We start from the raw sequence: 12,321 nt of genomic DNA, 5'->3' as shown, positions 1-12,321 counted from the left end.
GAGCCGCAGGTCCCCCCGCCCGCCGCAGACCCGTGGAAGGGGCTGCGCGGCGTCATGGCGGGCACACTGATCCTCGAGGCGATCACGGTGCTGCTCGCATTGCCCGTGGTCGGGTCCGTCGGCGGCGGTATCGGCTGGTTCTCCGGCAGCTACCTCGTCGTCCTCGCGCTGGTGATGATCCTCGGCGCCGGACTGCAACGCCGCCCATGGGCCATCCCGTTCAATCTCAGCCTGCAGGTCCTGCTGATCCTCGGCGTCTTCGTGCACATCTCCATCGGCGTCATGGGTGTCTTCTTCGCCGTCGTCTGGGGTTTCATCTTGGTGCTGCGCGCCGACGTCAAGCGCCGGATGGAACTCGGCCTGCTGCCCAGTCAGCGCTAGCGACTGCTTGCAGGTCGCTCGAAAGGGTCAGCATCCAGGGCTCTTCCTAGCCGCCGGTTCGGTAACCGGGGGTATCGCCTATTAGGCTGTGCGCCGTGACTGAGCAGACGTTGGTACTCATCAAGCCGGACGGTGTGGCCCGTGGCCTCGTCGGTGAGGTGCTGGCCCGGATCGAGCGCAAGGGGCTGAAGATCGCCGCCCTGGAGCTGAAGCAGGTATCCGACGAGTTGGCGCGCGGCCACTACGCCGAACATGCCGAGAAGCCGTTCTTCGGTTCCTTGATCGAGTTCATCACCTCCGGCCCGGTCGTCGCGGCCATCCTGGAGGGTCCGCGCGCCATTGCGGCGTTCCGTCAGATCGCCGGCGGCACCGATCCGGTCGAGAAGGCCGTCCCCGGCAGCATTCGCGGCGACCTCGCGCTGGAGACCCAGGAGAACCTGGTGCACGGCTCCGATTCGCCGGAATCGGCGAAGCGGGAAATCGCGCTCTGGTTTCCCGAGTTCCCGGTCTGATATAGGCCTTCGAGGCGTGAGCTGCGCGAACAGGCAACACAGCCGGCGTCGTCGCAGGACGTAGCCGAGCGCCGGCGAGGCGAAGGGCGTGAGCTGCGCGAATAGGCAACACAGCTGGCGTGGTCGCAGGACGTAGCCGAGCCCCGGCGAGGCGAAGTCGTGCGGTGATGGAGAGCCGTCGCCGCACGGTGTGGGATACTGGCAGTGGTTGCTGACGACACCGACTGTTCGCGCAGGTACGCGGACGATCGGTGCCGGACGGTAACCGGATGACACTGCGGTTCGATGCCGATCATCGCTGCTACGAACAACTGGCCCGTTGCTAGGGCCGGAGGTTCGCGTCGGCACGCTGGATGAGCGCTCGCGCCGTGGAGTTCAGCCAACAGCCAGGCGCCGCGTGACCAGTTAGCCCGACCGACGAAAACCATGGGTGTTAACCGGACACGCGGGGCGAGACCACTTGACCTCGCGCCAACCGCGTGAGGTGAACGGACAGTGCCCCCGCGTCGGCCGCGTCACTCCTGCCAGGAGGGACGCGCCCGGGGACCCGAGGAGACTTCGTGGCCGATCAAGAGCCGCTGACAACAACATCACAGGATGCCGAACAATTGCCGGAGCGAATCCGAGTTCACGCGCTTGCCAAGCGGCTGGGGGTAACCAGCAAACGCATCCTGGCCAAGCTCGCCGAGTTGGGTGCCGACGCACGTAGTGCGCAATCGAATGTCGATCGAGCGGTGGCGGAATCTGTCCGCGATGCGCTCGGCACCGTGGAATCGGAGGTCGTCGAACCCGAGGCGCCCGAGACCGCCACGCAAGAGCCGGTTGCGGCCGAGCCCGAGCCGGTTGCGCCGGAGCGGGTGGCGGCCGAGCCGGTAGCGCCGGAGCCGGTAGCGGCCGAGCCGGTAGCGCCGGAGCCGGTTGCGCCGGAGCCGGTAGCGGCCGAGTCGGTTGCGGCCGAGCGCGAGCCCGGGCCCATTTTTTCCGCACCGGACCAGGTGATCGACCAGTCCGAATCGCTGCCATCGGGGGAGCAGCCCGCGGCGCATCAGCCGTCGGTGCAGTTGTTCACCCATTCGGTTCCGCAAGAGCAGCACGTAGCGACGCCGGTCGTCTTCGAGGCCGCTGCCTCGGTCGCCGCACCGCTGTTCCTACCGCCGGACGCCGCGGCCGCCGAACAGGCGCGTCGGCAGCGTCGGGCCGAGCGCGACAGCCGTCGCGCCGAGGAAGCCGCAGTCGAAACCGTCGAGGAAGAGCCCGAAACCACCGAGGACGAGTCGACCGAACAGCAGGGCGAGGCGGATCAGCCGCGTCGTCGTCGCCGTGGCCGTCGCGGTCGGGGTCGTGGCCGGGGCGAACAGCACGCTGACGCCGAATCCGAGGGCGACGACACCGAAGTCACGGACGAGGGCGCCGAAGACGAGCAGGCCTCGGTCAAGAGCGAGGCCGAAGCCGAGCCAGGCGAAGACACCGAGACCGAGGACGACGAATCCGGTTTGCCGGAGGGTTCGAGTCGCCGTCGCCGTCGCCGTCGTCGCCGCAAGGTGGCGGGGGAGGGCGCCGATAGCGAGGGCGTCTCCGATGACGATCCGCCGAACACCGTCGTGCACGAGCGGGAGCCGCGCAATAAGAGCCGCAGCCGCGCCACGGTCGACGAGGTGCAGGGCATCACCGGTTCCACCCGGCTCGAAGCCAAGCGGCAGCGTCGGCGTGACGGTCGCGAGGCCGGTCGCCGTCGCCCGCCGATCCTGACCGAGTCGGAGTTCCTGGCCCGCCGCGAGGCGGTGGACCGGGTCATGGTGGTGCGCGAGAAGACCTTCTCGGAGCACCCGACCGCGACCCAGGTCGCGGTGCTCGAGGACAACATCCTGGTCGAGCACTTCGTCACCAATACCGGCTCGGCGTCGATGGTCGGCAATGTCTACCTCGGCAAGGTGCAGAATGTGCTGCCCTCGATGGAGGCGGCATTCGTCGATATCGGCCGCGGCCGCAACGGTGTGCTCTACGCCGGTGAGGTGAACTGGGAGGCCGCCGGTCTCGGCGGTAAGGAGCGCAAGATCGAGCAGGCGCTCAAGCCCGGCGATCAGGTGCTGGTCCAGGTCTCCAAGGATCCGGTCGGGCACAAGGGCGCCCGGCTGACCACCCAGATCAGCCTGGCCGGACGCTTCCTGGTGTACGTGCCCGGCGGTTCGTCCACCGGTATCAGCCGCAAGCTGCCCGATACCGAGCGCAAGCGGCTCAAGGAGATCCTGCGCGATATCGTGCCCGCCGATGCCGGAGTGATCATCCGCACCGCATCGGAAGGTGTCAGCGAGGCCGAACTGGCCCGCGACGTCGAGCGGCTGCAGGCGACCTGGCGCACCATCGAGAAGGCCGCCGAGGCCAAGGACAACGGCGCGCCCAAGACGCTGTACGAAGAGCCGGACCTGTTGGTCAAGGTCATCCGAGACCTGTTCAACGAGGACTTCTCCAAGCTGGTCATCGAGGGTGAGCGGTCCTGGAGCACAGTCGAGAACTACATCCGCACGGTCGCGCCGGACATGCTCGCCCGGGTCGCCCGGCACGAGAACAACGGTATCGACGTCTTCGAGACCTACCGGATCGATGAACAGCTCGCCAAGGCGCTCGATCGCAAGGTGTGGTTGCCCTCGGGCGGCACCCTGGTGATCGACCGGACCGAGGCGATGACCGTCATCGACGTCAATACCGGCAAGTTCACCGGTGCGGGCGGCAGCAATCTGGAAGAGACGGTCACCAGGAACAACCTGGAGGCCGCCGAGGAGATCGTGCGCCAGATGCGGCTGCGCGATATCGGCGGCATGATCGTCGTCGACTTCATCGATATGGTGCTGGAATCGAACCGCGATCTGGTGCTGCGCAGGCTGACCGAGGCATTGGGCCGCGACCGCACCCGCCACCAGGTCTCCGAGGTGACCTCGCTCGGCTTGGTGCAGATGACCCGCAAGAAGCTCGGCACCGGTCTGGTCGAGGCGTTCTCGACGACCTGTGAGCACTGCCATGGACGCGGCATCGTCGTGCACACCTACCCGGTGGAGCTCACCGGTGCCGAGGACAGCACGCGCGGTGGCCGGGAGACCGGATCGCGGCGGCGGCGTGGCCGGGACAAGGGTGCGGCGGCGAGTGCGCCCGCCGCGGCCGCGAATGGCACCGCGCATCCCGCCGAAGACGAGGCGGAGATCGCGGTCAAGCGGGCGCATCCGGTGGCGTTGGCGATGGCGGCGCATCAGTCGGAGGAAGTGCACGCGGAGGATGTGGCGGACCTCGAGGACGTCGCGGTGGCGGAAGCCGTTGCGGATGTCGTCGCCGCAAGCGATGCGGCTCCGGTCGAGGAGGTCGTTGTCTCCGAGTCGGTTGCGGCGGTCGCCGAGGAAGTCGCGGCGGCGGTAGCCGAGGAAGTCGCGGAAGCCGTAACCGAGCGAGCTGCGGAGGCGGAATTGGTGGCCGAGGAGGCCGTCGCGTCCGCATCCGAGGAGGTCGCACCGGTCGCTGCCGCGGCTTCGACGTCCGTGACGGATGAACCCGCCGAGCCCCCGGTGGAGCCGGTTGCGACATCGTTCAACGGTGTGCCCGAATCCGCGGCACCCCGTTCGACCGGCCGCAGACGTCGCGTCGCGCGTTCGGCCGCCGCACCGGCCGCCGACAGCGCCGGGGCCGTCTTCGTGCTGCCGACGGCGGATCAGGGCGCGGCAGGGCCCGTCGTTGACTACACGGCGGATGTGCCGGTCGTGGTGCCGACGCGTAAGCCGCGCCGCCGGGCCGTCGGTCGTCCGGCCGGACCGCCGGTGGACGACGCGAACTGATCGCCACGATCGGATCGAAAACCTGGGACCCCCGCCGCATTCCGCGACGGGGGTCCTGCCTTTCACGGGCACCGGTTTGGTCGGGGTGGTATCCGTCCTGTAATCTTGGACAGTCGCTGCCCGGCGACAGCGCTTATCTGCGCTGTGTTTGTGACTCGGCTCGAAGCCGAGAGCCATCAGGTTGCTGAGGCGGCGGTGACTACCAGACCAGAGTGCTGTGGTTTCCAGCCGGAGTCATCCGAGCGGGAGCACGCAGCCGCGCGAGCGCGAGCCGCGCGCATTACAGGAAGAAGGGCAGCCGACCGATGGCAACGTACGCGATCGTCAAGACCGGCGGAAAGCAGTACAAGGTCGCGGTCGGTGACCTGGTGAAGGTCGAGAAGATCGAGGGTGCGCCGGGTTCGTCCGTGGCGCTGGCCCCAGTTCTCGTGGTGAACGGCGCCGAGCTGACCACCGATGCGGACAAGCTGGCCAAGGTTTCCGTGGCCGCGGAGGTCGTCGAGCACACCAAGGGCCCGAAGATCCGCATCCACAAGTTCAAGAACAAGACCGGCTACCACAAGCGTCAGGGTCACCGTCAACCGCTGACGGTCCTCAAGGTCACCGGCATCAAGTAAGCCTCCGCGCTTTCTCGAATTACTTCACAGGAGTTCAGAAATGGCACATAAGAAGGGTGCATCCAGCTCGCGCAACGGTCGCGACTCGAATGCTCAGCGACTCGGCGTCAAGCGTTTTGGTGGCCAGACCGTTTCGGCGGGCGAGATCCTGGTTCGCCAGCGTGGCACGCACTTCCACCCCGGTGTGCTCGTCGGCCGTGGCGGCGACGACACCCTGTTCGCCCTGGCGGCGGGCAAGGTCGAGTTCGGCACCAAGCGTGGCCGCAAGACCGTCAACATCGTGGTTCCGGAGCCGGCCGAGGCCTGACCGCCTCTGGCATTCCGGAAAAGCTGAGCGGGTCAGGGTGCATTCCCTGGCCCGCTTTTCGCGTTCTCGAAAGATCGCGTTCCCATAATGCAGGTTCTTTCGAGCGACCTGGCAAGCAGTCGCTACGGCTGACCGTTTCGAGCGACCTGCAAGCAGTCGCTACGCCCACCGAGGAGGATGATTCGGACATGTCCAAATTCATCGACCGTGTCGTATTGCACGTGCGTGCGGGCAAGGGTGGTCACGGCTGCGCCTCCGTGCGCCGCGAGAAGTTCATGCCGCTCGGCGGTCCGGACGGCGGCAATGGCGGACGCGGCGGGGATGTGATCCTCGAGGTCGACCCGAATGTGCACACCCTGCTGGACTTCCACTTCCATCCGCACGCCAAGGCGAGCAACGGCAAGCCGGGCGAGGGCAGCAATCGTGACGGTAAGCAGGGCACCGATCTGGTGTTGAAGGTGCCCGATGGCACCGTGGTGCTGGACGACGACGGCAAGGTGCTCGTCGATCTGGTCGGTTCGGGCAATAAGTTCATCGTGGCCCGTGGCGGACGCGGCGGACTCGGTAATGCCGCGCTGGCCTCCAAGGCGCGCAAGGCGCCCGGTTTCGCGCTGCTCGGCGAGGACGGCGATGAAGGCGATCTCGTCCTCGAGCTGAAGTCCGTCGCCGATGTGGGGCTTGTCGGGTTCCCATCGGCGGGGAAGTCCTCGCTGGTGTCGGTGCTCTCGGCTGCGAAGCCCAAAATCGCGGACTATCCGTTCACCACGCTGGTGCCCAATCTCGGTGTGGTCTCCAGCGGTGACACCACCTTCACCATCGCCGATGTGCCCGGTCTGATCCCGGGTGCGAGCGAGGGGCGTGGGCTCGGGCTGGATTTTCTGCGGCATCTGGAGCGCTGCGCGGTGCTCGCGCACGTCGTCGACTGTGCGACCCTCGAGCCGGGACGCGATCCGGTCTCCGATGTCGATGCGCTCGAGGCCGAACTCGCGGCCTACCAACCGGCTCTGGATGCCGATACCGGTCTCGGTGATCTGGCCGATCGGCCGCGCGTGGTGATCCTGAACAAGGTCGATGTGCCCGATGCCGCCGAGTTGGCGGAGATGGTCACGCCTGAATTCGCCGCACGTGGCTGGCCGGTCTTCGAGATCTCGGCGGTGAGCCGGGCGGGCCTGCGTCCCTTGACCTTTGCGCTCGCCGAGATGGTCGAGCAGTATCGGACCGCGCATCCGAAGGCCGCGCCGAAGCGTCCGGTGATCCGCCCGATCGCGGTGAACGAGTCCGGCTTCAGCGTGATCGCCGATCCCGAGGAGCCGGGTGGCTTCATCGTGCGCGGGCCGCAGCCGGAGCGCTGGGTGCGCCAGACCCAGTTCGACAACGACGAAGCCGTCGGCTACCTCGCCGACCGCCTGGCCCGCCTCGGCGTCGAAGACGAACTGGTGAAGCAGGGCGCCGAGCCCGGTGCGCCCGTCACCATCGGCGATGTCACATTCGATTGGGAGCCGCAGATCTCCGCAGGTGTGGATATGGTGCCCACCGGCCGCGGCACCGACATCCGCCTGGAGCAGAACGACCGGATCAGTGCCGCCGAACGCAAACACGCGTCCCGAGTACGCCGTGGTCTGGTCAAGGACGACGAGGAATAGCGTGAACGCCGTGGGCTTGTGGTGTGCGCCGGGGTCTGGCACGGCGTTACGGCGAGCGCCGCGGTTCGGTTCGCGCATCCGGCGTGCGTCGGGATTCAGTGGTGGCCAGCGCGTTGTGGGGGCATTGTCGCGCCCCGCGGGTACGACGAGTTCTGTTGCGGTACAGGGAGTTCGGTTGCGATGCAGGTGAGTTCGGGGATGGCTGAGGTGATGTCGCAGTCCGGGCTGAGTGAAGCCAGGACGGCGATTGCTTCGGCGCGCAGCGTGGTGGTGAAGATCGGGTCTTCAGCGCTGACCAGCCTTAAGGGCGGTCTCGATATGGCGCGACTGGATCGGCTGGCCGATGCGGTCGAGGCGCGGATGCGGGCCGGATCCGATGTGATCGTGGTGTCCTCCGGTGCCATCGGTGCAGGCCTCGCTCCGCTCGGATTGACAAGTCGCCCAAGGGATCTGGCCACCAAACAGGCCGCCGCCAGCGTCGGCCAGTTGGCATTGGCGCATGCCTGGGGGACTTCGTTCGCGCGGTTCGGGCGGACGGTCGGGCAGGTGCTGTTGAGCGCCGACGACTTTTCCCGGCGCGAACATCACCGCAACGCTCAGCGCACCCTGGACCGGTTGCGCTCACTCGGTGCGGTTGCTGTCGTGAACGAAAACGACACCGTCGCAACGGAAGAGATCCGATTCGGCGACAACGACCGCCTCGCCGCACTGGTCGCCCATCTGGTCGGCGCGGACGCGCTGGTCCTGCTCTCCGATGTCGAGGGACTCTACGACGGCGATCCGCGCAAGGGCGCCGCCAACTTCATCCCCGAGGTCCGCAGCAGCGCCGACCTCGACGGCGTCATCGCGGGCAGCGGCGGCGCACTCGGCACCGGCGGCATGGCCTCCAAACTCTCCGCGGCCCGGCTGGCCGCCGACGCGGGCGTCCCCGTCCTGCTGGCCGCCGCCACCGAGGCCGATATCGCGCTCAGCGCGGGCACCGTCGGCACCGCCTTCGCCGCCCGCCCGGTCCGCCTCTCCGCCCGCAAATTCTGGGTCCGCCACGCCGCCGACAGCCGCGGCGCCATCCTCATCGATGCGGGCGCCGTCCAAGCCGTCGCCCACCGTCGTCGCTCCCTGCTCGCCGCGGGCATCACCGGCGTCCGCGGCCGCTTCCACGGCGGCGACGTAGTCGACCTCATCGCCCCCGACAACCGCATAGTCGCCCGCGGCGTAGTCGAATACGACAGCACCGAACTTTCCGGCATGCTCGGCCGCTCCACCACCGAACTCCCGGACACCATGCAACGCCCCGTCATTCACGCCGACGACCTGGTCAAGATTTAGCGGGTGCCGCCGAACTTGCCTCCGGCGATTCGCCTTGCGTATCGTCCTGCGGCAACTCAACCGCAGTGATGTCGGTGCGTGGGAAGTGGTTGCCTTTGAAAAGCAGAGGTTCGCCGCTCACCCTCGACAACGCATAGGAGAAGCAGTCGCCGTAGTTCAGAGCGGCCGGATGCCGCCCTTTGCCGTATTCTCGCCAGGCCAGTCGCGCCAGATGCGCGTGTTCCGGATGTACCGCAACGAGATCGACTGCGGCTCGATGTATCCACAGGTCCAGTTCACGTCCACCGGCGTCGCCGAATCGGCCCTCGATGACGATCGAGATCTCCAGATACGTTGCCGTGGACATCAAACGGACGGGGTCGGCTTCGATTGCTGCCTCGAAACGGTCCGCCTCGGGTTCGTCATTCAGCATGGCGAAGATTGCGGAGGTGTCGATAACCATCAGGTCGGCAGGCCGTGCTCGTCGTATCCGATGATCTCGTCCGGGCTGTGCGTGTCGATCACCGGCAGGGCGGCGCACCGGCGGCGAATTGCCGCGAGTTCGTTGCGAAGCGGGACGGTTCGGGCTCGGCCGGTTTCGCGCGCGAGCCGTTCGCGTAGTGCGACGACGACCGCCTCGGTCAAAGTTTCGCCGGTTTGCGCCGCCAGCTCATCGCTGACCAGTGTCTGGAGTTGGTATGACGCCGGGTTGGTTGGAGGTCGGTGGGGGTTGGGCGGGGCCGGTTTGGTCGGGGATGGGGCCGGTTATGCCGGGCTGGCCGCCGGGGTCGGGCAGGGCAGGGGTTGGTTGCGAGGGGACGGGGGCCGGGGGTTGGGGTGCCTGTTGGGTAGGGGGTGCCGGCGCGGGTGCGGGAGGTTGGGTCTCCTGCGTTGGGGGCGGGGCCTGTTGGGGTGGGGCCGGAGGAGGTGCGTGTTGGGTTGATGGTTCCGGCGTTGGGGCGGGCGCCGGCTGCGGGGCCGGGGTGGGCTGTGGCGCCTGGGATTCCGGTGTCGGGGGCGCTGTTGGTTGCGGCGCTGGAGACTCCGGCGTGGCAGGTGCAGGGGACGGCTGTGGATCTGGAGCAGGCTGAGGGGGCGGAGCGGGGGTCGGCTGGGGTGCCTGGGATTCCGGCGCGGGTTGGGGTGCCTGGGTCTCCGGGATTCCGGGGGCCGGAGTTGTGGGTGCTGGTGTGGTCGGATCCGGAGTTGGTTGTGGTGCTCGAGATTCCGGTGTGGAGGGGGTGGGTGCCGATTCCGGCGGGCCGGGTGCCGGGGTGGGCTGTGGCACCTGGGAATCCGGGCTGCTGGGCGGAGCGGGGGTGGGTTGCGGTTGCGGTGCGTGGGTCTCCGGGGTTCCGGGTGCCGGAGTTGTGGGCGCGGGTGTCGTCGGATCCGGAGTTGGTTGTGGTGCTCGAGATTCCGGAGTGGACGGAGCAGGTTCCGGGGTGCTGGGTGCCGGGGTGGTTTGTGGTGGCTGGGAATCCTGGGCGCCAGGTGCCGGTGTTGTTGAGTCCGGAGTTGGTTGTGGCGCTTGGGATTCCGGGGAGGACGGAGCGGGTTCCGGGGTGCTGGGTGCCGGGGTGGTTTGTGGTGGCTGGGAATCCTGGGCGCCAGGTGCCGGTGTTGTTGAGTCCGGAGTTGGTTGTGGCGCTTGGGATTCCGGGGAGGAGGGTGAAATTTGAGGGGGCTGTGCGCCGGGCTTACTTGGGGCCGACGGTGTCGCGCCTGGTATGCCGGGTAAGGCGGGGGGTGCCGGGAGGGCGGGGACGGCGGTGCCTGCCATTTGGTAGGCGGGTTTGTAGATCATGTTCATGGCGAGGACGGCTTCTTGGCGCAGCGCCTCTTCCGCCATTTGCGCATTGATCACATGGGCGGCTTCGAGCAGTCGGGCTACGGTGCCGATCGGGCCCGAATTGCCCGGTGGCACAACGGCGATCTTCACGGCTTCGGCGGCCGCGGCCACCGCACCGAGGCGGGTGCCGACCTGTCCCATGATCGCAGCGAGTTCATCGACGGAGGCGGCGTAGCTGCGGGCACTCGCATAGGCGGCTTCGGCGGCGGCGCCCTCCCAGGCCATCGAATTCATTACCCGATCCGAGCCGGCTCGAGTCAAGGGAAACGAACTGGCCAGCGTCCCTGCGACTTCCAGCCACGTGACCGATGCATTGAGGATCTGCGCGGCATCGATCTGCTGGGTCTTGGTGTAGATCTCCTCATGCTTCATCGACTCGAAATGCTCCATCGAGCTGATGTAATCGGGATCATTACCGCTCATCGCCGCGCCTCGCAGACGCTTGTCCCTGCGTCCTGACCCGCGCGACAGCCGCCTTGCGCGGCAGCACCACTCATCGCGGCACCCGCGTTTCGATCGCACGCAGCGCCGCGGCGTTCGCGGCATCGGCCTCCTCGAACAGCCCGCCGCTGATCAGGAAAGCCTCTTTCATGCGGTAGGCGGCTTCGATGTAGTGGTCTAGCAGGGTTGCGGCGTCGCGGGCCTTGTGCGCGAATCCGGCCGCTAATTGCTGTGCGGAGATGAATCCGCCGAAGCCGTCCAGCTCGCCCGCCGATTCGAGACGTTGGCGTAGATAGATGAGTCGGTCGGCTTGGTTGTCGTACATTTCGGCGCAACGTCGCGCCGCTTCCGGATCGAACTTGACGGTGCCCGCCTGTGCCTCCTGTTTGAAGCGGGCAATATCGGCTCGGCTGCTCTCGATCGTCATGAACCACACCCCCGGGGATCGGTCGGTCCGCCTCAGACTAGCCGTTGGCCATGCCTCCGGATGAAATAGTTCCGGCCGGTGGCGACTTATCGGGCCTGCGCGGGAATACGTTTCTGCAGCTGCGTGGCGAGTTGTTCGGCCGAGGCGGGGACGATGTGCACGGTATCGCCCGCCTTGATCAGATAGCGCCCGTCGCCCTTGACATCGATCCAGGTGTAGTGGATCGGCGGCTGTGGCGACGGGTGGTCCAGCCGCCCCTCTATCCGGATATGTCCCTCGGCGGTATGGGGCTTGAGCAGCAGCCGCCGGATCGAGGGCACCGCTCGCTGCGCTACGACCACTGTCTCGTCGTCGCGGATCGCGTCGGCGGATGCCGCCCGCGCCGGTTCGTGTCCGGCCGGGACCGTGGGCAGCAATGCGGCGATCCGCGCGCCGAGTTTGGCGCTGAGTCCGATCGAAAGTCGTACGCGCCCACCGAAATCCGGTCCGGTACCGGGTTCTTGGATGGCGAGGACAGCGCGGTCGTAGATCGCACAGGCCAGCAGCCGGATCTCGGTGCCGGGACCATGTCCGCCGCCGATCGCCACGATCCTGGTCTGCGGTGCGGCCATGATCCGCAGGCACGCCGATAGGTCCGGATCGCTGCGCGGCGGTAGTCGCTCCTGCAATTGTGCGCGCAATTTGTCGGCTTCGGCCTCGGTTCGCGGCGTCTCGAGGATGCGCAGCGGATACGGGTGACGGTCCACTTCGGTCTCGCGCCAGACATGGGCGAACTCGTCCGGGGTGAAGGTCCAACCCACGCCGAATCACTCCTTACAACCCACGAACGTCATCGCATCGCTAGCGACTGCTTGCAGGTCGCTCGGAATGGTCAGCTTACTGGTGCCTCTGGGCGTTGGAACCAAGTCTTTACCAAGCAGTACCCAAGGTTTGCGGGCTAACGTCGAAAGCAAATCTCGGATATATCCAGACAGCCCCTTCGATTTGCGCTGCCTTGTGGTGCCGGAGCGCCTGCTCC

At 67.3% G+C, this 12,321-nt stretch carries 11 protein-coding genes and 1 pseudogene; 8 read left to right on the top strand and 4 right to left on the bottom strand.

What is annotated here, in order from left to right:
• Window positions 1-54 precede the first annotated feature (54 nt).
• From ACQPYR_RS35170 to proB, 7 genes are all read left to right on the top strand, one after another.
• Complete coding sequence (locus ACQPYR_RS35170) at window positions 55-381, top strand: DUF4233 domain-containing protein (protein WP_433635325.1); 327 nt, start codon at window positions 55-57, stop codon at window positions 379-381.
• 95 nt (window positions 382-476) lie between these two features.
• Entirely contained in the window at window positions 477-893 is a 417-nt protein-coding gene (ndk, locus tag ACQPYR_RS35165; protein WP_433623275.1) for a nucleoside-diphosphate kinase, read from the top strand.
• A gap of 560 nt (window positions 894-1,453) precedes the next feature.
• Window positions 1,454-4,711, top strand: coding sequence for a translation initiation factor IF-2 N-terminal domain-containing protein (locus tag ACQPYR_RS35160; RefSeq protein WP_433623273.1), 3,258 nt, complete (start codon window positions 1,454-1,456; stop codon window positions 4,709-4,711).
• Window positions 4,712-5,016: 305 nt separating this feature from the next.
• Window positions 5,017-5,328 (top strand): 50S ribosomal protein L21, encoded by a 312-nt coding sequence (gene rplU, locus ACQPYR_RS35155; protein ID WP_040687720.1) that lies wholly within the window; start codon window positions 5,017-5,019, stop codon window positions 5,326-5,328.
• 40 nt (window positions 5,329-5,368) lie between these two features.
• Window positions 5,369-5,635: a 50S ribosomal protein L27 gene (gene rpmA, locus ACQPYR_RS35150; protein ID WP_063047669.1), complete on the top strand. Its 267-nt coding sequence runs from the start codon at window positions 5,369-5,371 to the stop codon at window positions 5,633-5,635.
• A 188-nt stretch (window positions 5,636-5,823) separates the two neighbouring features.
• Window positions 5,824-7,278 carry a GTPase ObgE gene (gene obgE / locus ACQPYR_RS35145; protein WP_433623270.1) on the top strand — a complete coding sequence of 485 codons (1,455 nt, stop codon included), beginning with the start codon at window positions 5,824-5,826 and terminating at the stop codon, window positions 7,276-7,278.
• 198 nt (window positions 7,279-7,476) lie between these two features.
• On the top strand, window positions 7,477-8,604 hold the full coding sequence (proB, locus tag ACQPYR_RS35140) for a glutamate 5-kinase (RefSeq protein ID WP_433623268.1): 1,128 nt from the start codon (window positions 7,477-7,479) through the stop codon (window positions 8,602-8,604).
• Window positions 8,605-8,662: 58 nt separating this feature from the next.
• On the opposite strand, the pseudogene ACQPYR_RS35135 reads toward proB, so the two are convergent.
• Window positions 8,663-9,046 (bottom strand): annotated as a pseudogene (locus tag ACQPYR_RS35135) (type II toxin-antitoxin system VapC family toxin); the annotation flags it as partial.
• A complete protein-coding gene (locus ACQPYR_RS35130) occupies window positions 9,046-9,267 on the bottom strand; it encodes a type II toxin-antitoxin system VapB family antitoxin (protein ID WP_433635324.1) in 222 nt (73 codons plus the stop codon). The gene ACQPYR_RS35130 and the pseudogene ACQPYR_RS35135, both read right to left, overlap by 1 nt.
• A gap of 1,144 nt (window positions 9,268-10,411) precedes the next feature.
• Here ACQPYR_RS35130 and ACQPYR_RS35125 point away from each other — a divergent pair.
• Window positions 10,412-10,894, top strand: a complete 483-nt coding sequence (locus ACQPYR_RS35125) for a hypothetical protein (protein ID WP_433623266.1) — start codon at window positions 10,412-10,414, stop codon at window positions 10,892-10,894.
• Between the two features lie 34 nt (window positions 10,895-10,928).
• On the opposite strand, the gene ACQPYR_RS35120 is transcribed toward ACQPYR_RS35125, so the two are convergent.
• Complete coding sequence (locus tag ACQPYR_RS35120) at window positions 10,929-11,303, bottom strand: hypothetical protein (protein ID WP_433623264.1); 375 nt, start codon at window positions 11,301-11,303, stop codon at window positions 10,929-10,931.
• Between the two features lie 86 nt (window positions 11,304-11,389).
• Window positions 11,390-12,103: an ESX secretion-associated protein EspG gene (locus tag ACQPYR_RS35115; protein WP_433623262.1), complete on the bottom strand. Its 714-nt coding sequence runs from the start codon at window positions 12,101-12,103 to the stop codon at window positions 11,390-11,392.
• Between the last annotated feature and the right edge of the window lie 218 nt (window positions 12,104-12,321).

Origin of the sequence: Nocardia sp. CA-120079 (genome assembly GCF_050955745.1) — a bacterium.
GTDB lineage: Bacteria > Actinomycetota > Actinomycetes > Mycobacteriales > Mycobacteriaceae > Nocardia.
Note: the sequence above shows the minus strand (reverse complement) of the source record. Positions and strands in the feature narration are given on the sequence as shown.